The 23,528-nt window shown below is 48.2% G+C and carries 21 protein-coding genes; 17 read left to right on the plus strand and 4 right to left on the minus strand.

Annotation, left to right across the window (positions count from 1 at the left end):
- The first annotated feature begins 11 nt into the window (after positions 1–11).
- The 15 genes from C3V36_05190 to C3V36_05260 all read left to right on the plus strand — a co-directional run bounded on the left by C3V36_05190 (position 12) and on the right by C3V36_05260 (position 16,203).
- Positions 12–986, plus strand: coding sequence for a hypothetical protein (locus C3V36_05190; protein ID AVM68686.1), 975 nt, complete (start codon positions 12–14; stop codon positions 984–986).
- A 303-nt stretch (positions 987–1,289) separates the two neighbouring features.
- The gene (locus C3V36_05195) at positions 1,290–1,847 is read left to right on the plus strand and encodes an ECF transporter S component (GenBank protein AVM70449.1); all 558 of its coding nucleotides are present in this window, start codon (positions 1,290–1,292) and stop codon (positions 1,845–1,847) included.
- Positions 1,848–1,937: 90 nt separating this feature from the next.
- Entirely contained in the window at positions 1,938–2,696 is a 759-nt protein-coding gene (locus C3V36_05200; GenBank protein ID AVM68687.1) for an energy-coupling factor transporter transmembrane protein EcfT, read from the plus strand.
- Positions 2,684–3,553: an ABC transporter ATP-binding protein gene (locus C3V36_05205; protein AVM68688.1), complete on the plus strand. Its 870-nt coding sequence runs from the start codon at positions 2,684–2,686 to the stop codon at positions 3,551–3,553. The genes C3V36_05200 and C3V36_05205 overlap by 13 nt, the downstream gene beginning before the upstream one ends.
- On the plus strand, positions 3,553–4,347 hold the full coding sequence (locus C3V36_05210; protein AVM68689.1) for an ABC transporter ATP-binding protein: 795 nt from the start codon (positions 3,553–3,555) through the stop codon (positions 4,345–4,347). The genes C3V36_05205 and C3V36_05210 overlap by 1 nt, the downstream gene beginning before the upstream one ends.
- Entirely contained in the window at positions 4,344–5,486 is a 1,143-nt protein-coding gene (locus C3V36_05215; GenBank protein AVM68690.1) for a hypothetical protein, read from the plus strand. The genes C3V36_05210 and C3V36_05215 overlap by 4 nt, the downstream gene beginning before the upstream one ends.
- A gap of 352 nt (positions 5,487–5,838) precedes the next feature.
- Positions 5,839–6,948 carry a BMP family ABC transporter substrate-binding protein gene (locus C3V36_05220; GenBank protein AVM68691.1) on the plus strand — a complete coding sequence of 370 codons (1,110 nt, stop codon included), beginning with the start codon at positions 5,839–5,841 and terminating at the stop codon, positions 6,946–6,948.
- A gap of 205 nt (positions 6,949–7,153) precedes the next feature.
- Positions 7,154–8,698 carry an ABC transporter ATP-binding protein gene (locus C3V36_05225; protein AVM68692.1) on the plus strand — a complete coding sequence of 515 codons (1,545 nt, stop codon included), beginning with the start codon at positions 7,154–7,156 and terminating at the stop codon, positions 8,696–8,698.
- Entirely contained in the window at positions 8,682–9,788 is a 1,107-nt protein-coding gene (locus C3V36_05230; protein ID AVM68693.1) for an ABC transporter permease, read from the plus strand. The genes C3V36_05225 and C3V36_05230 overlap by 17 nt, the downstream gene beginning before the upstream one ends.
- A complete protein-coding gene (locus C3V36_05235; GenBank protein ID AVM68694.1) occupies positions 9,763–10,698 on the plus strand; it encodes an ABC transporter permease in 936 nt (311 codons plus the stop codon). The genes C3V36_05230 and C3V36_05235 overlap by 26 nt, the downstream gene beginning before the upstream one ends.
- 181 nt (positions 10,699–10,879) lie before the next feature.
- Positions 10,880–11,812 (plus strand): ribonucleoside hydrolase, encoded by a 933-nt coding sequence (gene rihB, locus C3V36_05240; protein AVM70450.1) that lies wholly within the window; start codon positions 10,880–10,882, stop codon positions 11,810–11,812.
- 20 nt (positions 11,813–11,832) lie between these two features.
- Positions 11,833–13,110, plus strand: coding sequence for an acetylornithine deacetylase (locus C3V36_05245; GenBank protein AVM68695.1), 1,278 nt, complete (start codon positions 11,833–11,835; stop codon positions 13,108–13,110).
- A gap of 105 nt (positions 13,111–13,215) precedes the next feature.
- Entirely contained in the window at positions 13,216–13,962 is a 747-nt protein-coding gene (locus tag C3V36_05250) for a cytoplasmic protein (protein AVM68696.1), read from the plus strand.
- A 107-nt stretch (positions 13,963–14,069) separates the two neighbouring features.
- Complete coding sequence (locus C3V36_05255; protein AVM68697.1) at positions 14,070–14,978, plus strand: ribokinase; 909 nt, start codon at positions 14,070–14,072, stop codon at positions 14,976–14,978.
- A 100-nt stretch (positions 14,979–15,078) separates the two neighbouring features.
- Positions 15,079–16,203 (plus strand): ArgE/DapE family peptidase, encoded by a 1,125-nt coding sequence (locus C3V36_05260; GenBank protein ID AVM68698.1) that lies wholly within the window; start codon positions 15,079–15,081, stop codon positions 16,201–16,203.
- A 250-nt stretch (positions 16,204–16,453) separates the two neighbouring features.
- On the opposite strand, the gene pyk is transcribed toward C3V36_05260, so the two are convergent.
- From pyk to C3V36_05280, 4 genes are all read right to left on the minus strand, one after another.
- The gene (gene pyk, locus C3V36_05265) at positions 16,454–17,878 is read right to left on the minus strand and encodes a pyruvate kinase (protein ID AVM68699.1); all 1,425 of its coding nucleotides are present in this window, start codon (positions 17,876–17,878) and stop codon (positions 16,454–16,456) included.
- A 337-nt stretch (positions 17,879–18,215) separates the two neighbouring features.
- Positions 18,216–18,782 carry a hypothetical protein gene (locus tag C3V36_05270; protein ID AVM68700.1) on the minus strand — a complete coding sequence of 189 codons (567 nt, stop codon included), beginning with the start codon at positions 18,780–18,782 and terminating at the stop codon, positions 18,216–18,218.
- Positions 18,783–18,817: 35 nt separating this feature from the next.
- Positions 18,818–19,432, minus strand: a complete 615-nt coding sequence (locus tag C3V36_05275) for a TetR/AcrR family transcriptional regulator (GenBank protein ID AVM68701.1) — start codon at positions 19,430–19,432, stop codon at positions 18,818–18,820.
- A 78-nt stretch (positions 19,433–19,510) separates the two neighbouring features.
- Positions 19,511–20,836 (minus strand): MFS transporter, encoded by a 1,326-nt coding sequence (locus tag C3V36_05280; GenBank protein ID AVM68702.1) that lies wholly within the window; start codon positions 20,834–20,836, stop codon positions 19,511–19,513.
- Between the two features lie 11 nt (positions 20,837–20,847).
- On the opposite strand from C3V36_05280, the gene C3V36_05285 reads away from it, so the two are divergent.
- The gene (locus C3V36_05285) at positions 20,848–21,069 is read left to right on the plus strand and encodes a hypothetical protein (GenBank protein AVM68703.1); all 222 of its coding nucleotides are present in this window, start codon (positions 20,848–20,850) and stop codon (positions 21,067–21,069) included.
- Positions 21,070–21,192: 123 nt separating this feature from the next.
- Entirely contained in the window at positions 21,193–23,514 is a 2,322-nt protein-coding gene (locus C3V36_05290) for a formate C-acetyltransferase/glycerol dehydratase family glycyl radical enzyme (protein ID AVM68704.1), read from the plus strand.
- Positions 23,515–23,528: the final 14 nt, after the last annotated feature.

Genomic DNA, 23,528 nt, shown 5'->3' on the forward strand with positions numbered 1-23,528 from the left:
AGGAGCGGTTTATGCGAAAAATAATTATTGATACGGATCCGGGAATTGATGACGCATTTGCGATTGCGGCAATGGCCTTATGCAAAGAGGTTGAGATATTGGGGATTTGCAGTGTCGGTGGAAATAAAGGTATTGAAGTTACAACCCGCAATGCGTTATCCTTGGTGCGGTGGCTGGATTGTCCCGCTCTGGTCTATAAAGGAGCGGCGCAGCCATTGAATGAAATGGGGGGCGCCAGTCATACGGAAGATGCGATCCATGGTGTTAACGGCTTAGGCGGTGTTTTTTTGCCGGAGAATCCGGCGGGATTAGCGGCGCAGCCGGCGGAGGATTTCATCATTGAAATGGCAGAAAAATATCCGGGCGAAGTTGAGATCCTGGCTTTGGGGCCATTGACTAATTTGGCACTGGCAGCAGAAAAGAATGAAGCGGCGTTCAAAAAAATAAAAGCGATTTACTCCATGGGCGGCGGAGTGCTGTGCGGAAACGTAACGCCGGTGGCCGAGTTTAATTATTGGTTTGACCCGGAGGCGGTGGCGAGGGTGCTGCAAGTAACGGCGGAAGTACCTTTTTATATGCTGGGACTGAATGTCACCAATCAAGTTGTTTTTAGGCATCAGGATGTTTTCTTTTTGGAAAAGGAAGGCGACGAAAAAGGAAAGCTGCTGGCGCAAATGGTGCGTTCGTATTTGGACTTGTTCTGGCAGGACAGGCGCTTAATGGGCTGCGTTATCCATGATTTAACAACGGCATTGTTTATGCTGCAGCCGGAATTGGCAAAACCGGAACAGATTTGCCACGCCAATGTGAGAATGGCGGTGGAAGGGATCGCCCGCGGGCAGACGGTGGTTGATCTGGTGGATTCCTGGCATTTGCAGAAAAATGCTTTTGTGGTTATGGGGATTCAGGCAGATGCCTGCAAGCAAATGTTCATGGAATTACTGTTACCGGAAAAAGCGGAACTTTACCAAAAATATGTATTATAAACTTAACTTTTCCATATTTGTCCGAACAACCTTTTTTAGGCAGGCCGCTCATCCGGGCAGAAGTGCGAAGTACTTCGATTAGGGTAGGCCACCCGCCCGGGCAGAAAGCGGAGCTTTCGATCAGTGGAAAGTTGAGATATAAATCATGGAAAAGGCGGTAAGAGATAGAGCCGAACCGGGGACGATGGGGGTGTGTATTCGAGTAAAAGCGGGAAGTATTTTGGTAAGGGAAAGCCTAAGTTAAAAAAGGAAATTGCAAAGCAGCAAGGAGAGGAGAAAACAGTGAAAAAGAATTTATCTTTAATGAGTATTTTATTATTTCCAATTGCGATTGCGATTAATTTTGTCGGTGGCCAGATTGTTGCGCTGCTGCGGCTGCCGGTGTTTTTGGATTGCATCGGTACCGTGTTAGTCGGAGCATTAACGGGGCCGATCGGCGGCTTGATTGTCGGGGTAATGACTAATTTGATTTTGGGGATTACAGCTCCGACCTTTATTCCTTATGCAGTAGTATCGGCAGCGATTGGCATAGTATCTGGAATTTGTGCGAAGAGAGGAATGTTTAAAACTGTTAAAATGACTCTGTTGACCGGCGTGTTTGTTTGGATCGTAACACAACTGACGGCGATTCCGATTACGACTTTAGTGTTTGGCGGAGTAACGGGCAGCGGGACATCTTTTATTACCGGCTTTTTAGTTGGAGCCGGACAAGGGCTGTTTCAGGCAGTTTTCACGACCAGTATCTTAACAGAAACCATTGATAAGTTCATTACGGTTTTAATTGCGTATTTTCTGATTAAATCTATTCCGGCTAGAACTTTATCCAAGTTCCCATTGGGCGAAAAATATTTGGAAAATTAAGTGCAGTTGCGCGTTTGGATATATGGAAAAGCTCTGTTTTTAACGGAGGCTTTTATGTTGATGGGTTGATTTGGGTGAAGGGGGCGCTTTATGAAGAAAAAAGTTATTTCTGAACTTTACCCGATTACGAAATTAGCGGTAGTTGCAGCGCTGATTGTGATTGGATTTTTGTTTCAAAATTATGTGTATGGGTATTTTATTGTTTTGCCGTTTACTGTTTTAGCGGCATTTATTGATCGAAGCGGGAAGTCTTATTTGAAAAAAATTACAACGGCGATGTTGTTTTTTGTTCTGTTCTTTCTGGCCTTTAAAATTATGCTAGATACATCCGATTCCAGGATTTTGCTGAAGTGGGGTTTCATTACTGTCAGGGAGCAGGGACTTCTTAGCGGGGCAAATGATTCGGCTTTGATTATGGTATTTGCCGCAAGCTTTTTGCTGTTTTTTGAAACCACGGACATGGCGGATTTTATGATTTCTTTAAATAAGCTGGGGCTATCGCATGTAGGTTCTTATATTGCTTTATCTACCCTGCAAATGATTCCGGAAATGGGGAAAAAGAGTAAGGTGATTTTGCAGGCGCAGCAGGCACGGGGAATTGAAACAACCGGCAGCTTGTTTACCCGGATGAAAGCCTTTATTCCGGCGCTGGGGCCTTTGATTATCTCATCTATTACCGATTTGGAAGATCGGGCGGTTACTTTGGAGGTGAGAGCCTTTTCCAGCGAAAATCCCAAAACCTTTTATCGGGAACTGCCGTTTCGGCTGGCGGATAAGCTGATCTTGGGAATAACCTTTTTACTGCTGATCGGTTGCATTGTGGGGAGGATTATCCTATGGCTCAAATAGAAATAAAGGATGTTAGTTTTCAATATCCGCTGACGGATTTTCGGGCGCTGGAAAAAGTAAACTTAGAAATTGAAAAAGGAGAGTTTTTGGCGCTGATCGGCAAAAACGGGGCAGGAAAAACCACGCTGTGCAATGCCATTCGCGGATTGATTCCGCACTTTCAAAAAGGAAAGTACGAGGGAGAAATCAAGATTGACGGTGTCAGCACGAAGGAGATGGATTTGGGGAGTTCGGCAGCGAAGGTGGGCTTAGTATTTCAAAATCCATTTATCCAGGTAAGCGGGGTCAAGCGGACGGTGTTTGAAGAAGTATTATTTGGTTTGGAGAACCTGGGTGTTCCCCGTTCGGAAATGATAGACAGAACCAATGATATGCTGTGTCAGTTAAAAATTGACTATCTTAGGGATAAAAACCCAACCGAACTGTCCGGCGGGCAAAGGCAGCGAGTGGCGATTGCTTCGGTATTGGTAATGAGTCCGGAAATTTTGATTATTGACGAACCGACCTCGCAGTTAGATCCGATCGGAACAGAAGAAGTATTTGAAACAATCGCATTGATGAAAGAAAAGAAAATAACGATTATCTTGGTGGAGCAAAAAATCAATTTGATTGCCGAATATGCCGATCGGGTGGCGGTGATGGATAAGGGGAAAATTGTATTATATGGCTCGGCCAGAGAAGTGCTGACCAATAAAGAAATTGAAAATTATGGGGCGGCCTTACCGGAAGTGACGAAATTCAGCTATTTCCTGATGGATAAAAAACAAATTCAGCTGACAGAGATACCGATTACTTTGCAGGAAGCCAAAAAAACTTTTGTCGGTCGTTGCGCGGGGAAAGGGGCGGAGGACTTGTAATGGATGGAATAAGTTTAGATCATGTGAGTTTTCGCTATGATAATGGTTTTGTGGCAGTAGACGATGTCAGTCTGGAAATTGCCAAGGGAGAAAAAGTGGCAATCATCGGCCAAAACGGAGCCGGCAAGACGACAACGGTAAAACTGATGAACGGACTTTTGCGGCCATATTCCGGCTGTGTTCGGGTCGAGGGCGAGGATATTGCCGGAAAAACAACGGCAACCGTATCTCGCCGGGTAGGCTATGTTTTTCAAAATCCGGGAGATCAAATTTTTAACAAGGATGTCTATTCTGAAATCGCTTATTCCCCGAAGTACATGAAATTAAGTCCGGATGAGGTGAAAAAGCGGGTTCAGGATGCGGCCGAACTTTGCGGTATAGAAAAATATCTGACATTAAATCCTTATGAGCTACCGTTTTCTTTGCGCAAGTTTGTCACGATCGCATCGGTGATTGCGATGGGCTGTGAGTATGTTATTTTAGATGAACCGACAGCCGGGCAGGATTTAGAGGGGCTGCGCCTGCAAAAAAGAATTATTGATGAACTGATCGCCCGCGGAAAAACGGTCATTACCATTACGCATGATATGGAGTTTGTGATTGATAATTTTAGCAGGGTGATTGTCATGGCCAATAAAAAAGTAGTGGGGGATGGGGATGCTAGGGAAATTTTCTGGAACTTTGAAGTGCTAAAGCAGGCGGATTTAAAACAGCCCAATATTTTGCAGTTAGCAGATTTTCTGGGAATCCCGGATATTATCAATACCGGAGAGCTGATAGAGGCATTGCGATGACGAGGCAAACCAAATATGTAATTCTTTTCTTTATGTTTGTGACATTTTTCACGGTATTTGAGATGAATGTGGTCTTGCCGCTGGCCCCCTCGATTGCCAAGCGATATGGGATTGCTTTGGCGGATATTTCGCTTTTAAACTTGGGCTATTCCCTGATGGGGCTTTTGGCTCCGGTTTTCGGATATTATTCAGACAGATACAATATTAAATGGGTTTTATTACTGAACTTATTCATTTTTTGCGCGGGCTGCGCAGTGATGGTTTGGGGAACAGGGATTTTTGTTTTTGTGGCGGCCCGGTCCCTGATCGGTTTAAGCTATTATTCGATTGTCGGATTGACGGCGGCCTATACCGCCGGCGCTGTCAGTCCGGATAAAATCGGCTATGTTGGCGGGTTCTATAAGTTGGCATTTGGTATTGGCATTGTAACCTCGCCGATGCTGGGAGCATGGATCACAGAGTATTTTGATTTTACTGTGATTTATGTTCTGCTCTTGGGCGCAGGGCTTTTGGGGGCGGCAGGGGTGCTGTTTTTGCCGCCGACGGAAGAAAAAGAAGAGAAGATCACCTGGCCGGAAGCAAAAAGCCTGCTGAAAGAACGAAAAGTAAAGGTTTATATGCTGATTACCTTTGCTTTGTCCGTTCCGGCGGTCTTCTTTTATAACTATTATTCGGTGCATCTGGAAATGCTGTCCTTTTCGCAGGCCGAGATTGGCAGGATGTATACCTTTGTTTCGGCGGGGAGTGTAGCAGCAGCGTTTTTGATCATCTTGTGCGGGGAAAAAATCGGCAAGCTGCGGCTGGCGATTTGGGGTTTGGTCTTGTGTACGCTGACAGCGATGCCGCTGGCTTTCGGCAGTAAGTTGATTTTAATCATTACTTCGTTTTTCTTTGGCATTGGCTATGATACTATTTGGGGGCTGCATTTTCCGCTGAGCTCTTTGATTTACAAAAAAGGAAACAGCACTTTCTTAACAATTTTGAGTTTATCCATGGCGTTTACCAATGTGGTTGCTAACTTGACAGCTCCTCTCGTTTATCATGCCGGCGGCTTTTTATGGAATATGATTCTTTGTTTTGCGGCGCTGCTTTTGACCACCCTTTTGTATGTCAAGGAAAATCACCAGGATTTACGTTAAGTTATTTCGCTTATTTTCCAGCTTTCCTTGCCGGCTGTTTACCGGTTTTCTTAATCGCGGAGTTGACTCGGTGCAAGGATGTTCGCTTTATGAATTTTCGGGTTCAAAATCTGACTTTATTTTTTGGTCAGGTTGAAACTAAGGACGCACTCGCAATCGTTGACATTTTGACGAATTGCGAGTGCGTTTGTGCTTTAACGTCATTTTGCATAAAAATAGTTAGAAAATAATCAAAAAATAACCAAAAACACAAAAGGATATTGACAAGAACCAAGGGAAGCGTTAATATAAAAGCGATAAAGAAAAAGTTATAGGAAAACATTTTCCTAAGCAAAAAAGAAAGGGGAAGCAAATGAAGAAAGTATTAAGTTTGTTGATGGCATGTCTGCTCTGTTTCAGTTTGGCGGCATGCGGCAGTGCGGACAGTGGGAAGAAGGACAGCGGAAAGCCGGACAGTGGCCAGACGGATAGTGGAAAGAAAGAAGAAACCACCAAAACCGAGGAAGGCAAGAAAATCAGAGTATGTATTGTTTATACCGGAAATCTGGGCGACAAATCGTATAACGATTCCTGTAACGCCGGAGCGGAAAGAGCAAAAGCAGATTTTGGCATTGAGCTGAAATCCTTGGAAGGAACAACGGCCCAGGAATGGGAAGCAAACCTGGTAGCGGCCTGCGAGGAAGGCTATGATTTAGTTATCGGTGCTTCGTCCAATATTGCCGACTATATTACCGAGCATGCCGAGAACTACCCGAATGTTAAGTTCGCAGTGATTGATACGACCGTTGATCTGCCGACGGTTGAGTCCATCAGTTTTGCTCAAAACGAAGGTTCGTTCTTAGCCGGCGCGGCGGCAGCAATGTTTACTCAAAAAACGGATATTGAGGGTGTCAATTCAGAAAAAATTATCGGCTGGGTCGGCGGTATGGACATTCCGGTGCTGCATGACTTTTACATCGGCTATGAGCAGGGTGCCAAATATATTGATCCGGACATTAAGATTTTGCAGGCGTTTGCCGGCAGCTGGATTGATCCGTTAAAGGGCAAGGAACTGACACTGGCACAGTATGAGCAAGGCGCAGACATCGTTATGAACGTTGCTTCCGGTACCGGTTCGGGTATTTTGGAAGCGGCCAAAGAAGCGAAACGCTATGCCATCGGCGTAGACTTAAATCAGGATAATGACCAGCCCGGCCATGTTTTGACCTCAATGGTAAAAAGAGTCGACAACGCCTGCTATCTGGTTATTGAATCAGTGGTTAAGGGAACCTTTGAAGGCGGCAGCACCCAATATCTCAGCCTGAAAGAGGGCGGCGTCAGCTTAACCGATTTTTCGGTAATCAAAGCAGCCCTGGGCGATAAGTTCCCGCAGGACATCGTTGATAAGTGTAAAGAATTGGAACAAAAGATCATTTCCGGAGAAATTAAAGTTCAAAATTACGAAGGCTTTGGCCCGAAATAAAGCGTAAAAAAAGCTGCCGCACGGGGGTGGTACCGACCAGTCGGTAAAGTCATCCTGCGCGGCAGCTTATTTTTTGGAACAAAAGAGAAAAGGTTACAGTTCAGGCAAGCTCCCGATAATCTGCCGATATTTCGGTGAATTATGAGTATGGGCGGTAAGCATAAATATCCGTGTGTCTGAACCCGACCGGCAAATGAGGGAAAAGATGAGCGAATACATTGTAGAAATGAATAATATTGTAAAATCGTTCGGTGAGGTGCGGGCGGTGCGGCATGGCGAGTTTACTCTGGAAAAGGGCGAAATTCACTCTCTGATCGGAGAAAACGGAGCCGGCAAGTCAACGATGATGAAGCTGCTGTACGGGATGTATCCGATTGATGACGGAGAAATTATCGTCCGCGGCAAAATGATGCCGAAGCTGGAGCCAAGACTGGCGATTCAGCTGGGTATCGGTATGGTGCATCAGGAGTTTGTACTGGTTAACGATCTAACGGTTTTGGAAAATATTATTTTAGGCTTTGAGCCGAAAAAAGGTTTTACCATCGACTTTGACCGGGCCAGAAAAGACGTGAAGCGTTATATTGAGCAGTATAATATGGAGATTCAGCTGGATAAAAAGGTGGGTCAGATTTCCGTCGGCGAAGCGCAGCGGGTAGAGATTATCAAGACACTGATGCGGGGAGCGGAGGTCATTATTTTAGACGAGCCGACGGCGGTGCTGACGCCGCAGGAAACCAGAAAGCTGTTTGAAATCCTCCAGAATTTAAAGGAAGAAAAAAAATCAATTGTATTTATTTCGCATAAATTAAATGAAGTCATGGAAATCTCCGACCGGATCAGCGTCATGCGTCAGGGCAATTATATTCGGACCGTGCCGAAGGCAGAAACCAATCCGCTGGCGCTGACTAAGGATATGATTGGCCGCGAAGTTTTCCTCAATATTGAAAAGGATTATGACCGGCCCGGCGAAAAGATTTTGGAAGTCAAAGATGTCTGGGTGCCGAGCCAAAAGGAATCCTCTAAAATCAGAGGATTGTCCTTGTCCGTAAAGGAAGGGGAAATTGTCGGCATTGCCGGTATTGACGGCAACGGTCAATCGGAACTGATTGAAGCGATTACGGGCTTACGCCGGACGGAAAAAGGGCAGGTGCTGTTAAACGGCCGGGACGTGACGAATAAAAGTCCCAAAGAAGTGCGGCAGGCAGGTTTGGCGCATATTCCCGAGGACCGCAATGTTCGCGGGCTGAACCGGGAGATGAGCATAGAGGATAATCTGGTGGCGGTGGAAATCGATCAGCCCCGTTTTTCCAAAGGCCTTTTAAGAAATGAGCAGGCCCAGGCTGAACACGCCGGGCAGCTGGTCGGGCAGTTTGACATTCGGCCGGCCGACTATAAACTGGCGGCCTCGTCATTATCGGGCGGCAATGCCCAAAAAGTAGTCGTTGCCCGGGAAGTATCAATGAAGAAAAAACTGCTGGTTGCCTCCCAGCCGACGCGGGGGATTGACGTCGGAGCCATTGAGATTATCCGCTCCGCTTTGGAAAAAGCCAAAAAAGAAGGGGCGGGAGTGCTTCTGGTATCGGCCGAACTGGAAGAAATTATTTCTTTGTCGGATCGGATTTTAGTGATGCATGAAGGCCGGATTACCGGCGAAATGCCGGCGCAGGAAGCCAATGAAAATAACTTGGGCCTGTTGATGATGGGAGCAAAAGTGCAGGAAGGAGAGCAAAGTCATGAATCAATCCGTTAGGGCAGTTGTAAAAATAGGCTTGACTCTTTGCCTGGTGCTGGCCATCGGCGCGGTCTTTATTTTGGCGATCGGGGAAAATCCGGTCAGCGCTTATCGGGCGGTGTTAAAAGGTGCATTCGGTACCCGGCTGGGTCTGGGCAATACGATTGCCGGCTTTACACCTTTGCTTTTGACTTCCACGGCTTTTGCGGTGGCAGCCAAAGCCGGTGCCTTTAACGTCGGTGTCGAAGGCGAGGTTTGTCTGGGCGGGATTGCAGCCGCTTATATCGGCATTAACTGGGGCTTTTTACCGAAGCCGTTACTGCTCTTGGCCTGTTTTTTGGGCGCGATGGTGGTGGCCGGATTGTGGGCCTGCATCCCGGCTTTTTTAAGAGCATATTATGATGTTTCGGAGGTCTGCGTCACGATTTTGATGAATACGGTTGCCCTTTATATCGCCTCTTATCTGGTCAGCGGGCCGATGAGCGCCGGAACGGCCAATCCGCAGTCGCATCCCGTGCTGGTAACGATACCCAAGATTATGAAGCCGTCGTCGGCTAATGCCGGTATTTTTTTGGCGGCGGTCGTGGTCGGGCTGGTGGTGTTTATGCTGTATAAAACCAAGTGGGGCTACAAAATCCGAACGGTCGGCACCAATCCCTATCATGCCGATTATGTCGGGATTTCTTCAAAAAGAGTATTTATCCAGGCCATGATTTTATCCGGGATGCTGGGCGGAATGGCCGGCTGCATTGAGGTGCTGGGTGTGCATGGTTATTATTTGGATAACTTTGCCCGGGACTTGGGTACCAACGGCATGCTGGCGGCGTTAATTGTTAAATCCAATCTGATTTTCACGCCCTTTATGGCATTCTTTTTGGGAGCGCTTAAATCAGGAGCAATGGCCATGCAGCAGTCAACCGGCGTACCGAAATCAATTGTGGATACGATTTCTGCCGTTTTTATCATTGTGGCAACAATGGAGCTGCTGTTCCAGTGGAAAGCAAGATCCTCATTTCTTTCTAAATTAAAAAAGACGCAGCCGCAGACAGGAGCGGAACAAACCGAAGGAGGGAGCGAAAATAATGGAAAATCTGGCGAAAATCTTTAATCTTTCTTTGATTTACGCAACCTTTCGGGCGTCAACGCCGATTATTTACGCGGCGCTGTGCGCGGCTATCACGCAGCAGGCCAATATTTTAAATATCGGCACCGAAGGCATCATGCTGATAGGAGCGTTTACGGCCGTGGCGGTCAGCTTTTTTACCGGCAGCTGGATAGCCGGAGTTTTGGTGGCGATGTTGGCCGGCGGGCTGATTGCAATGATTATGGCGGTTGGACATATTCGCTATAATTCCGAGATTTGTGCGATTGGCATGGGCATTAACCTGTTGGCTATTGCCGTGACCAAGTTTTTGATGCAGGTTATTTTTAAGACCAACGGAACCTTTTCCAATCCGTCGATTGTACCGATTCCGCGGATTTCCGTACCGTTTTTAAAAAACATTCCAGTGATTGGCGAGATTTTAAATGATTGGAGTCTAACGGAATGGTTTGTCCTGGCATTCATTATCTTTCTTCAATTTTTATTTTATAAAACCGTTTGGGGACTGCGGCTGCGGGCAGTCGGCAAGCTCCCGATAGCGGCCCAGACGGCCGGCATTCATGTCAATGCCGTCAAATATCAGGCCATGTTTATTTCCGGAATTATCGGCGGCCTGGCCGGTGCACATTTATCGCTGGGTTACAGCCGGCAGTTTGTGGAAAATATGACAAGTAGCCGCGGTTTTATGGGCGTGGCAGCCATGTATTTCGGCGGCGGCGATCCGGTGCTGACGGCGGTGGGTTGTCTGCTGTTTGGCTTTGCTGATTCCATCGGCGCCCGCTTGCAGGCCTATGGTTTTCCGGCTCAGTTTGTCCTGATGATGCCGTATCTGGTTACGGTTTTAGTGCTGGCGGTGTCAATGTTTATTAAGATTAAAACTCATAAGAAAAAGGAGTCGTCGCTGATGACGAATTGATAACTCAATTTTCCTCGGGCGGGCGTTCTTGCCCTGGTCGAAACGCTATGCGTTTCTGCCCGGGTGGGCGACCTACCCTGATCGAAAGCTTCGCTTTCTGCCCGGGCGGGCGACCTACCAAAAAAAGGTTGTGCTGACAAATGCGGGAAATTGGATTCATAATTTCAAAAAGGAGAACAAAATGGAAAAAACAAAGATTATATTGGACTGTGATCCCGGACATGACGATGCGGTGGCGATTATGCTGGCGGCCAAAAATCCGGCGATTGAACTGCTTGGTATTACGGTGGTAGCCGGCAATCAAACCTTGGACAATACCCAGCGCAATGCTTTAAACATAGTCCAGCATCTGGATTTGGACGTACCGGTTTATGCCGGCTGCGGTCAGCCGATGGTACGGCAGAAGGTGACGGCCGGGGATATTCATGGCAAAACGGGCCTGGACGGTCCGGTTTTTGCAGCGCTGACCCGCGAACTGGAAAAGGAACATGCCGTTTCTTTTATCGTCAGAACACTGATGGACTCAGCCGGTGATATTACTATGGTAACAACCGGACCGATGACGAATTTGGCTATGGCGATGCGGATGGAGCCGAGAATTATTGAAAAAATTCAAAAAATTGTGCTGATGGGCGGCGCTTATACCAATGGCAATGTCACACCGGCAGCCGAATTTAATATTTTTGCCGATGCCGATGCGGCTCATGTTTGTTTCAGTGCCGGCCGGCCGGTGGTAATGGTTGGCCTTGATGTCACCCGTAAGGCGCTGTGTTACCCGGCGATTGTCGAGCGCATGGGTAAAATCGGCAACAAGGCTTCGGGCTTATTTGTCGATCTGATGGGACATTTTTGCCGGACGCAAAAGGAAATTTTCGGCTGGGAGGGCGGGCCGCTGCATGACCCGATTACAATTGCTTATTTGATTGACCCGACAGTCTTGACGCTGAAAGCAATGAATACCGAAATCGAGCACAGGAGCATTCAATCCTATGGCCGGACCAACTGTGACTACTTTGGCTATATGAAAAGAGAAGCCACGGCCGATATAGCGATTGATATTGATGTGGAAAAGTTTTGGGATATGGTTGAGGACGGTCTGCGTCTATACTCGTAGGGCGGGAAGGAGGACGTTAAGTGAAGGATTTAAAAGCAACATTGCAGGCGAATCAGGAAAAATATATCGAGGCCTTAAAACAGATTGTGGCGATTGATACGCATGATTTGGGGCATGGTATTCTGGGAGGGCTGGAAAAGCCCGGTCAGGAGTTTATGCTGGATTTATTCGGCCGGATGGGAGCGGAGGTTTTGACCGATCCGATGACGGAAGAAAGCATTCAGCGCTGTTACCGGCAATATCAGGAAGGAAACCTGGGGCATAATTATCAGGACCGGTTTAATGTCTATGCCACGTTTCGGGCAAAGCAGCCGGCGCCGACCCTGATGTTTAACGGGCATATGGACGTGATGCCGGCCGATAACACCGAGGACTGGACCAATCCGCCATTTGCGCCGGTGATTCGGGACGGCAAAATGTACGGCCGGGGAACGGCTGATATGAAGGGCGGCCTGATGGCGGCGGTGATGGCGGTTCAGCTACTGAAAGATGCCGGTTTAGAGGAGTTGCCGGTCAATGTCGCCATTACTTCGGTGTGTGATGAAGAAGGCGGCGGGAATGGCTCGATGCAAGCGATTATGAGCGGACAGCGGGCCGACGGTGTGGTAGTTTGCGAGGGAACGAGCGATGAGCTGATTTTGGCGCATATGGGTTTTGTTTTCTTTCGAGTGCAGATTAAAGGCAAGGCCTGCCATTCCGGGGATAAGACCAAGGGCGTAAATGCGATCGAAAAGGCGATCAAACTGATGGAAGCCTTGCGCGATAAGGAGCATGAGTGGCTTTTGCACTATAAACATCCGCTGCTGCCGCCGCCGAACTTAAACGTCGGCGTAATCAAGGGCGGCGATGCCGGTTCCACTGTGGCCGGAGAGTGCGAGTTTTCCACTTGTGTCCATTATATTCCCAATCAAATGTCGTACCAGCAGGTGGTGGATGAGTTTACCGAAACAATTCAGCGCACGGCAAAAGCCGATCCCTGGCTGGAGCAAAATCTGCCGGAGATTACGATTTATCAGGCCGGCGGCGGGTTTGAAATGGAACGGGAACATCCCTTTGTTCATGCTTTTGAGCGGGGGTATCTGGCGGCCAGGGATAAGGCCGTAAAAATTGTCGGTTCGCCGGCCGGCTGCGATTCCAGACTGTGGAAGAATATTGCCGGTTGTCCGACCATTCAGTTTGGCCCCGGCAATTTGGCGCAATGCCACGGAATTGATGAATGGGTCAGCCTGGATGCATATTTGGAGAGCATTTTGATTTATGCGCATTTGATTTTGGAGTTCGGTAAACCGGAACATTAAAGCAATAAGAATAAGGGAAAAAAGGCGAGAACCGCCGAAGCGGTGCGCTGCTTAAAACAATGAGAGAATAAAGTCCAACCAGCTGATATATCAGGAGGAGATAAGATGAGCAAAAAAGTTTTACTGGCCGGGGAATCCTGGATGAGTTACACCACCCATGTTAAGGGGTTTGATACCTTTTATACTTCGGTTTATGAAACCGGTGAAAGATATTTAAAAGCGGTGATGCAAAAAGCCGGGTATGAGTTTGTATTTTTGCCGAATCATTTGGCAATGGAAGAATTTCCCTTTACTTTAGAGGAATTAAAGCAGTATGATGTCATTATGCTGTCGGATATCGGCGCCAACACTTTGCTTTTGCCGACGGCCACTTTTACCAAAAGCCAGGTTCGGCCCAACCGCTGCAATCTGTTGAAAGAATATGTCCTGCAAGGCGGCGGGCTCTTGATGATCGGCGGATACATGACTTTTTCCGGGATTGATGGCAAAGGCAAATGGGGGGATACGGCAGTGCAGGATGTTCTTCCGGTCAAGCTTTTGTTCGGCGATGACCGGCAGGAGCACTGCGAAGGGATTCAGCCGCAGACGGTCAAAGCGCATGCCATCCTGCAGGGCATCGGCGAGTGGCCGAAGGTTTTGGGCTATAATAAAACCACCATCAAGGCAGAGGCCGAGCTGTTAGCGACGGTTGGAGACGATCCCTTTGTGGCGGCGGCTGAGTACGGCGCCGGCCGGACGGCGGTCTTTACAACGGATTGTGCGCCGCATTGGGCACCGGCCGAGTTCTGTGAATGGCCGGGTTATGAAACGCTGTTTGTCAATCTGGTAAAATGGCTGACTAAGGAAGTGTAATTATATCGTTCAGGCAAGCCGTCTGTAGCGGCGGAAGGAGTTCCGCCGGCATAGCAAGTATCAATCGTTGCTTGCCTGAACTGTAATCAAGTGTAAGGTGGTATCAAATGAAAATATTAAACTTTGGTTCGCTGAATATTGATTATGTATACAGTCTGGATCATTTTGTAAAAAAAGGAGAAACGATCTCATCCGATAACTTAGAGGTGTTCAGCGGCGGCAAGGGTCTGAACCAGTCGATTGCCATGGGCCGGGCGGGAATCAGCGTTTTTCATGCCGGGGCAGTCGGCACCGACGGAGAAAGCCTTTTGCAGCTGCTGCGGCAGGCGGGGGTGAGTACGGAGCTGGTGGCGGTATCAGAAGCGGTTCGGACCGGCAACGCCATCATTCAAAGAGACCGGAGCGGCGATAACTGTATTATTTTATACGGCGGAGCCAATCAAAGCATTTCCTCCGGGCAGATTGAGCGGACACTGGCCTTGTTTACAGCCGGTGATTATCTGGTGCTGCAAAACGAGATTAACGGCATGAAGGAAATTATGGAAAAGGCGCATCAGCGCGGGCTGCGGATTGTCCTCAATCCCTCGCCGATGAATGAGAAAATAGAAGGGCTTCCGCTCCGCTTTGTCGATTATTTCATTTTAAATGAAATTGAAGCCAAGGGTCTGCTGGGCAGGGAGGACTTGGAGGAAACGGACGAAAAAAAGCTGATTCGGCAGCTGGCAGACCGTTTTCCTGAGGCGGGAATCCTGTTGACTTTGGGCTCGGACGGCGCGATGTATTTGGATAAAAACGAAAATCTCTATCAACCGGCCTATAAGGTGGCGGTCAGGGATACGACGGCGGCCGGCGATACCTTTACCGGTTATTTTATGGCCGGTTTGCTGAAAGGTCTGCCGAAAGCGGAATGTATGAAGCTGGCAGCCAAGGCGGCGGCGATTGCCGTGTCCCGACCGGGAGCGGCGCCTTCCATTCCGGAGTGGGCGGAAGTCGAGCATTTCGGCGGCGAAGCCTAAAGAGCGGGAAAGGCACGCTGGTCTTTGGGCGGGTTTTGCGGCGAACGCAGCCGGCGAAAATTGCGGCTTTCAAGCGGAGAAAGTTGAGGAAATAAGAAAAATGAAAGCGGAAGAAGCGGTTCAATTTTTGGAAGAAATTTTAAGAATTCCATCGGTCAACGGCGAGCATGATGAAGGCAAGGTGGCGGAATATCTGCACCAATATTTCAGCTGGCATGGTATTGAAAGCAAGATTGACCGGCTGGATGAGAAACGAGCCAATGTGATTGCATTTGTACCGGGACGGGAAGAGGAAACAGTTGTTTGGAATGGGCATCTGGATACGGTTGAGTACGGTGACCGGCAGAAATGGCAAACCGATCCGCAAGTACCGGTGCGGCAGGACGGCCGGATTTATGCTCGGGGCGCTTCGGACATGAAAAGTGGGCTGGCGGCAATGGTATACGCTCTGACGCATTTACCGGGGCAGCCGCGGAAAAGCATTCAGTTTCTGGGAACCTGCGATGAAGAAAGAGGCGGCGCGGGCGCCAAAGCGGTTTTGGATAAAGGACAAATGAAGCCGGCCGGGCTTATTTTGGTGGGCGAGCCAACCGGTATGCGGCTGGGTATTGCCCAAAAGGGCTGCTTATGGCTGGAGATTAAAGTCAAGGGCAAAACCGGACACGGTGCTTATCCGGAAAAAGGGATTAATGCCATTGAGCGGCTGTATGCCCTGACGGAGCAGCTAAAATCCTATGTGCTTGGTTTTTCCCACCCCTATTTGGGGCGGTCGACCATGCAGATTAACCAGATTGCAGGCGGGATGGCGGCCAATATGACGGCTGATGACTGCCGGGCGGTTTTGGATATCCGGATGACACCGCCGCTGACGGCCGAGGATATTTTGCGCCGGGCCGGAGAGATTTTGCGGGAGCTTCAGCAGGCAAGCCCGGGACTGAGCATGGAGTTTGCGGCGCTTAACCGGCGGCGGGCGATTCAGATCGCACCGGAGGCGGAATGGGTTCAAAGCTGGGAGGAGTTGCTGCGCCAGAAAGGCTATGCCGGGGATAAAATCGGGATTAATTTCTTTACCGATGCCTCGATCTTAACGGCGCACAGCCCGGAGCAGGCAGTCCTTTTGTTTGGCCCGGGCGAGCCGGAAATGGCGCATCAGCCCAATGAATATGTGGAAGTTCAAAAATATGTGGACGCGATTGAACTGCTGCAGAGTTTTGCGGTTTTGTAAGCCGAAAACAGAAAAGTAAAATACGAAGTGAAGTACGAAGAAAAACAGAATACAAAAAGGGGCTGCTGCAAAATGCAGATTTTACGCAAGAATTTTTCTAAATCTTGTGTAAAAATCTTAAAATGCAACAGCCCCTTTTCAACTGCCGGCAGCGATTTTCCTCCGGCAGCAAACTTAGGCTGTAATTCTATTGATTTTTCCCTGTGCCGGGCAAGGCTTGTTTTCCGGCGAAGCGGCAGAAAATCGGATGTTATTCTACTTCCTGCACTTTCATCAAATTGGTGTTGCCGCTGATACCTAAGGGAATGCCGGCGGTGATGACGACCAAATCTCCCTCCTGGGCAATGCCCATTTGCTTAATGGTCGCTACGGACTTATAAAACAGGATTTCCGATGAGGTTTCCTGCTTGACCAGAATCGGCTCCACACCCCAGTAAAGCTGCATAATCCTTTGAATCTTCGGATTGGAGGTCGTGGCGACAATCATGGAATCCGGCTTAAACTTACTGATTAATCTGGCCGTATAGCCCTCGTAGGTCGGGCAGATGATGGCTTTGGCGTTTAAGTATTCGGCGGTGGTTACTGTGGCAAACGATACGGCGTTGGTAACCGAGGTTCCGCGGTCATAAATCGTGCGGTGGCGCTTGGTGCGGTCGCGCACTGATTTTTCGGTTTGAATCGCAATCCGCTTCATCATCCGGACCGATTCAATCGGGTAGGCACCGGCTGCCGATTCCCCTGACAGCATAATGGCATCGGCTCCGTCCCAGATGGCATTGGCCACGTCTGACACCTCCGCCCGGGTCGGCCGGGGATTTTTAATCATCGAGTCCAGCATTTGGGTAGCGATGATCACCGGCTTTTCCATATCATTGCAGATATCAACGATTTTTTTCTGCACTTCCGGAATCAGCTCCGGCGGCGTTTCCACACCGAGATCGCCGCGGGCGACCATGATGCCGTCGGCTGCCTGCACAATTTCCTTGATGTTATTGACACCTTCCTGATTTTCAATCTTGGCAATGATTTGCACATGCTTGCCGCCGTGGGTAACCAGATGTTTGCGGATTATTTCCACATCAGCCGCACTGCGGATAAAGCTGGCGGCAACAAAGTCAATATCCTGCTCGACGCCGAAAATCAAATCGGCTTCGTCTTTTGGCGTCAGGATCGGGAGATTTAAATGAATATTCGGCACATTAATGCCCTTATGATTTTTCACATCACCGCCGTTTTTAATCAGGCAGTGAATCTCGCTGCCTTTTATTTCTTTGACTTCCAACTCAATCAAGCCATCGTCAATCAAGATTGGGCTGCCGACCGCTACATCGGTATGGAGGGAAGGATAGGTCACGCTGATGCGGGAGCTGTCGCCTTCAAAGTCTTCCGGAGAAAGGATGACCATATCACCGGTTTTTAAGGTGGCGATGCCGCCCACAAAATTGCGGGTACGGATTTCTGGTCCGCGGGTGTCCATCAGGAGAGCAACGGGAATTCCCAGTTCTTCGCGGACTTCCTTAATCATATCAATGTTTTTGGCATGCATTTCCTGCTCGCCGTGAGAAAGGTTCAGCCGGGCAATGCGCAGCCCGCTTTTAACCAGTTCGGTAAATACTTCTTTACTGTTACTGGACGGTCCGATAGTTCCGATAATTTTGGTTTTGTTCATAATCATTCTCCTCCCCGGAAAAACGGGTCAATAAGAAATATCACGGGCTTCTTTTAATGCCCACATGAGTAATTCATCGAAATTCATTGTCTATCCCAATCTATCATAAGATAGCTGTTTTGTATTTGGACGAATCACAAATGGCTTGCCTGAACGGTAACGGTGTTTTAGAGGAAAAGCTTTAAAAATTTCCTTATAAATGATAAGTGTCAAATGCTTTGGCACCTATCATTTATATAGAATATCACAACAATCGGGTTTTGGCAAGAAGGAACAAAGAAGGAGTCCTAAAAAAAGACTCCTTTTTTCATGGTTCCGCTGAGCGCTTAATGAACCGATATGCTCATTGTTTTTCGAGCTTAAACAGCTTGGCTGTGATAGTTGCCATGACCGCCGACAGAACAATGCCGAGGATGAGGACGACCGGGAGCGCCCACATTGGGCTGACAGCCATCAGCGTATCGGCATAACCGACCGGCATTTCTTCAATTGAGTGTTCATAAGAATGAGCACGATTGAACCAGATTTGGATATAATAGCCGAAAGTAGAAAAAGTCATAAGAATTGCTCCAGCCACATTTCCCGTCCAGCGGTATTTCCACACATAACGAATCATTTCTGCCCCTAGGGCAATAACAATCAGCGGAATCACATGCCATCCATTGGCATCACCTATCATCAGCAGCATGATAATCGCGCCGGCCGATAAACATAGCGCCGCGCCGGCTGCCTTTACCCGGTCAAATGCTTTGATCACAATTCCGGTCAGCAGGATTCCGGCGGTAATCTGGTAGCAGACAAAAACTAACGGATGGATAAGCCCGGTCACACATACCAGCATAGTGCCGATTATGTACAGAAGCATATAAACAAGCATCCACAGGGCATTTCTTGAGGTCCATTTATTCATCGTAATTGCTCCTTTCGTTGGACTGTAATGTTTTTCTAATAGCCGAAAAAGTTTTTCCAGCTAAGGGTAAAGAATTTATCAAGTGTTTCGGCGTAATGGAGTGCTTCCTCTCGGGTAAAATTATGCCGCAGCGCCTGAAAAATGGCGTCCACATAGCTGGTTGTTAGCAGATGCAGTTCCTTCGTGCTGAAATTGTTCAGTTTTATTCCCATTGACCGGAGCTGGCCCATAAAGCTTAGCGTTCTTTCTTCCCCCAGCTTGGCGATATCATGCAAGAAGTTTTCGTATCGTGTTCCTTCTGCTTTGCAGACGGCCAGGCAGAAAGCATCGAAATGCTCATAAATATATTCCATGATCCAGACGGTTTCGTGAGAGCCTTCCCATATATGGGAAAAATCAGCTGTGTCTAGAATTCGGCGCGTTTCATCGGCGGATTGACGATACATCTCGATCAACCCGTCATACGCCGGTGCTACTAACGCCGCAAACATTTCTTCCTTGCTGGGAAAATGCTTATACAGACCCGAAGCGCTCATTTTAGCGTCAGCGGCGATGCGCCGCATAGAAGCGTCTTTAAAGCCATAGGTCATAAATTCTTTCTGTGCGGACGCAATGATTTTTTTATGGTTTTCCGTTTTGTCTTTGGGCATATTCTGCTTCCTTCCAAAAATTTAAAAGCGAACACTGTACTCTAACAATTAATAGAATACAGTGTTCGCTGTCATTTGTCAATATATTTTTTTACGCTCGTTAGAACTGCCTTTTTTAGGGGTCTTGTCATCAGACAGACTAAGTTTTTCGGTGCCGGGTAAGTTTTCATAGAGCCTCGGAAAATACTTTTTATCCAGCCGGTAAACAAAAAGCAGCAGGAGGACGGCAGCCAGTCCCGTGCCGATAATTGCGGAAAACGCCAAGAGGTAGGAAAAACGGTCGATAATCCGGCCGATGATCAGGCGGCTGGTGGTTGCACCCACGCCGTAACCGATGCCGATAATCGCCGACAACCGGCCCCGGTGCGAGCTGGGCACCCGCCGGCTGATATAGGGGGAGTTGCCAATGGTATTGATAATTTCACCGGCAGTAAAAATAAAAATCATAAGAAAGAACACAAAGTACGGCGGCCCGCCCAGAATCAGGAGAAAGCTGGCGGAATAAAGGCTTACGCCCAATACGGCCTTGAGCAGGCCCGGCAGCCGGTGCAGCAGGTAAGTGAAAATGGGCGTAAACAATATGACGACAAAGGCATTAAAGGACGATAAAAACCCATAATAAGCCGGGCCGTTTTCCCCAAAGACATAACTGGTATAAAGCGGCAGTGAAAAACCCCATTGGCTGTAAACAAAGGCCGACAAGGCGACGGCCGGCAGGAAAAAAAGCAGCGGCGGCCGTTTTTTCATCAGGGCAAAAGCGGTGGTTTCCGGCGCGATATCATTTTCATACTCATTGATTTCATCGCCGGCCAGAGTTTCTTTGGCAATCGGAAAAACAAATAAAATAATAAGGAGGGTGGAACTGATGGTTGTTAAACCGTCAAAAATAAAGGCCAGGGAAAGATAATTATTAAACAGCAGACCGCCAATGGCTGCGCCGAACATATAGCCGAGATTATGTCCGAGGTAGCTCAGGGAGTAGACTTTTTCTCTTTCTGCCGGTTTGGTGGCATCGGCGACCAGCGCATCATAAGCCGGCCCTTCCATACTGGCAAATAAGCCCGCCAGGCCGAACAGGAGAATCATCCAAAAACCGGGCTGAATGAAGGCGCAGCTGATGAAGAAAACCGTGCTGATAATATCAAAGACGATAATGATTTTTTTGCGGTTAAAGTGGTCGGCCAGTTTTCCGCCGGCAATGCTGCCGATCAGATAAAAAATCGACAGGCCGGTGGTGGCGTAAGCGCTTTCGGAAGCGGACAGGCCGATTTTCTGACTGAGGATTAAGGTCAGCAGCGGCCAAATAAAAGCGCCCATATTGGTAATCATTCGACCCAAAAATAAAATATAGGCCGCCCGGGAAAGCCCGCGGTATTGAAAGAATATGGATTTTATATGCTGCATAGCAGTCTCCTTTGGTGGTTGTTCGCTTTTGCCGGCGAAAGCGCCGATTCTTTTTGACCGGTTTTCTGCTCAGGCGATTTTTTGAGTATGGTCCGGCGCCGCTCCTTTTCGGCCGGCGGCGTGCTCGTCCAAGCCGCAAAGTACGCCGTTCCGGAAAAGCTTTAGGCTATTATATCAGCTTTGAGGGAAGAGAGCAAGAGGAGACGGGGCGGCGGAGCCTTTATGCGGGATAAATGAAAATCAGCGCTTTAAATTTGAAACATTTGTTTATTGACGCTGGATAAAGAAAAGAGTATAATAAAATCAAACGTCGGTAAACGTTTTCACGGATGTAAAAGAAAGGAAAAACTAATAAAATGGCAAAAGACAGGGTGATTTTTTTAAAAAAGTATATGATGAAACAGCCTCGGTACCTTAGCTGTGAACAAGCCCGCATTATTACAGAAGCCAATCGGAAACATCAAGGGAAAACGGAAATTTTAGTTCGAGCTTGGGAATTAAGAGAAGCCATGGAAAAAATCGCCATTGAGATCCTGCCGCAGGAGTTGATAGTTGGCAATCGCAGCACCGGCGTGAAAAGCGGGATTGTTTATCCGCGCTGTGGGTTGCTGTGGATTGATGATGAGCTGGAAACGCTCCCGGAAAGGAATCAGGATCCTTTTAAAGTGGATCCGGAAGACATTAAGGTATATCGTCAGGAAATTTTACCGTATTGGCGGGAAAAGGCTTTAGAGCGCAGAATAGAACAAGAAGCCGGAGAGTGGAGCAAAGCGCTGCAGGCGGTGGTTAAAGTTAATCAGCAGGGACGATCGCAAGGCCATATTATTCCGGACGTGGAAACTTGGCTGAAAAAGGGGCCGGCGCAATTAGCCCGGGAGGCGGCGCAAAAGAAAGAGGCAGCGCAGACAAGCGAAGAAAGAGACTGCTATGAGAGCATGCAAATCGTGCTGGAGGGAGCGGTCAGGTTTATCAGCCGGTATGAAGAGCTGGCTCGTGGGCTTTATGAAGAAACCAAACAGCAAGATTACCGGCAGATAGCGGATAATTGCCGGAACCTGGCGCGACGCCCGGCGGCGGGCTTTTATGAGGCTTTGCAAATGACTTGGTTTTTACTGGTATTGCTCCATTTGGAAGCGAATGCCATGTCGTTTTCCTTGGGCAGGATGGATCAGTATTTGCTGCCATATTACCAAAAAAGCATAGATACCGGAGAATTAGACGCGGAGCGGGCTATGGAACTGCTGGAGTGTTTTTATCTGAAATGCAATCAAATCGTTTGTATGTGCAATCATTTAGAAGCCCAATATTTTGCCGGCTTTCCGATTGGCTTTAATATTGTGGTCGGGGGAGGAGGAGACGAAAAAAATCGGGAAAATGAATTGACCTTCCTGTTTTTAAAAGCGCAGGAAGAATTGAATCTGCCGCAGCCTAATCTTTCGGCCAGACTTTGCCGGCAGTCGAGCGACGATTATTTGAGAGCCTGTGCGGATGTACTGGAACAGGGCGGCGGGCTGCCGCAGTTTTTTAATGATGAAAGCATTGTCCCGGCTTTGATGGAAAGCGGAATGACGAAGCAGGACGCTGAGGAGTACGGCGTAGTCGGCTGCGTGGAATTAAGCAGCTGCGGCAATATGTTGGGCTGGAGCAATGCTGCTATGTTTAATCTGGTCAAGGTTTTGGAACTGACCTTAAATCATGGCCGGTGTTTGTTGAGTGGGGAGCAGCTGGGACTGGATCTGGGCGGCCTGGATACCTATGCAGACTATGCCGCCATGGAAAAGGCGCTGGAAGCGCAAATGAATTATTTTATTGAGCAGATGATTAAACTGCATGAAATTGTTGACCGGCTTCATCAAAAATATTTACCGACGCCGCTGTTGTCATCGGTCATCAAAGGCTGCATGGAGACGGGCCGGGATGTTTCGGCCGGCGGGGCGAAATATAACCGGTCAGGGATTCAGCTGGTTCAGGTGGCCAATTTGATAGATAGTCTGTCGGTGTTAAAAAACTTGGTTTATTCCGGGGAAATCGGCCAGGATCAGATGCTAGGGCAGCTCCGGGATGACTGGCCGGATGAGGTTTTGCGCAGCCGGGTGATGAATTATGGTGAGTATTACGGAAACGATAAAGAAGAGGTGGATGCTTTAGCGCAAAAATGGGTGCAAAAGTTTCGAGAGAAATTGAAAGACTATAAAAATACCCGGAACGGCGGATATACGGTCGGATTATATACGGTCTCGGCGCATGTACCAATGGGCACAGGCGTTGGTGCTTCCTGTGATGGTCGAAAGGCCGGAACACCTTTGGCGGACGGTGGAATTTCACCGCGGGCGGGAGTTGACGTACACGGGCCGACTGCTGTTTTGAAATCGGCGGCGGCGGTTCCGTCTGTGCAGTGCGCTAACGGTACTTTACTGAATATGAAGTTTTCCAAAACAATGTTTTCGGAAAAGCAAAATAAAGAGCGGTTTCTTATGCTTTTGCGGGCGTTTGTTTATTTGCCGATTCATCATGTTCAATTTAATGTAGTAGACCGGCAAACGCTTCTATCGGCACAGGCAAGTCCCGATGAATACAGGAGCCTGATTATCAGGGTGGCGGGATACAGTGCTTATTTTGTAGACTTAGATCATGATCTGCAAAATGAGATTATTGCCCGAACGGAAAATATTATATAAGGCAGGATAGACAG

The organism is Lachnospiraceae bacterium oral taxon 500, assembly GCA_002999035.1.
Classification (GTDB): Bacteria; Bacillota; Clostridia; order Lachnospirales; family Vallitaleaceae; genus W11650.

Coding starts and splice junctions, on each gene's coding strand:
- C3V36_05225 (AVM68692.1), top strand. CDS start 7,154: ATGAGCGAATACATTGTAGAAATGAATAATATTGTAAAATCGTTCGGT.
- rihB (AVM70450.1), top strand. CDS start 10,880: ATGGAAAAAACAAAGATTATATTGGACTGTGATCCCGGACATGACGAT.
- C3V36_05190 (AVM68686.1), top strand. CDS start 12: ATGCGAAAAATAATTATTGATACGGATCCGGGAATTGATGACGCATTT.
- C3V36_05250 (AVM68696.1), top strand. CDS start 13,216: ATGAGCAAAAAAGTTTTACTGGCCGGGGAATCCTGGATGAGTTACACC.
- C3V36_05205 (AVM68688.1), top strand. CDS start 2,684: ATGGCTCAAATAGAAATAAAGGATGTTAGTTTTCAATATCCGCTGACG.
- C3V36_05255 (AVM68697.1), top strand. CDS start 14,070: ATGAAAATATTAAACTTTGGTTCGCTGAATATTGATTATGTATACAGT.
- C3V36_05260 (AVM68698.1), top strand. CDS start 15,079: ATGAAAGCGGAAGAAGCGGTTCAATTTTTGGAAGAAATTTTAAGAATT.
- C3V36_05290 (AVM68704.1), top strand. CDS start 21,193: ATGGCAAAAGACAGGGTGATTTTTTTAAAAAAGTATATGATGAAACAG.
- C3V36_05270 (AVM68700.1), bottom strand. CDS start 18,782: ATGAATAAATGGACCTCAAGAAATGCCCTGTGGATGCTTGTTTATATG.
- C3V36_05235 (AVM68694.1), top strand. CDS start 9,763: ATGGAAAATCTGGCGAAAATCTTTAATCTTTCTTTGATTTACGCAACC.
- C3V36_05230 (AVM68693.1), top strand. CDS start 8,682: ATGAATCAATCCGTTAGGGCAGTTGTAAAAATAGGCTTGACTCTTTGC.
- C3V36_05275 (AVM68701.1), bottom strand. CDS start 19,432: ATGCCCAAAGACAAAACGGAAAACCATAAAAAAATCATTGCGTCCGCA.
- C3V36_05195 (AVM70449.1), top strand. CDS start 1,290: ATGAGTATTTTATTATTTCCAATTGCGATTGCGATTAATTTTGTCGGT.
- C3V36_05210 (AVM68689.1), top strand. CDS start 3,553: ATGGATGGAATAAGTTTAGATCATGTGAGTTTTCGCTATGATAATGGT.
- pyk (AVM68699.1), bottom strand. CDS start 17,878: ATGATTATGAACAAAACCAAAATTATCGGAACTATCGGACCGTCCAGT.
- C3V36_05200 (AVM68687.1), top strand. CDS start 1,938: ATGAAGAAAAAAGTTATTTCTGAACTTTACCCGATTACGAAATTAGCG.
- C3V36_05280 (AVM68702.1), bottom strand. CDS start 20,836: ATGCAGCATATAAAATCCATATTCTTTCAATACCGCGGGCTTTCCCGG.
- C3V36_05220 (AVM68691.1), top strand. CDS start 5,839: ATGAAGAAAGTATTAAGTTTGTTGATGGCATGTCTGCTCTGTTTCAGT.
- C3V36_05215 (AVM68690.1), top strand. CDS start 4,344: ATGACGAGGCAAACCAAATATGTAATTCTTTTCTTTATGTTTGTGACA.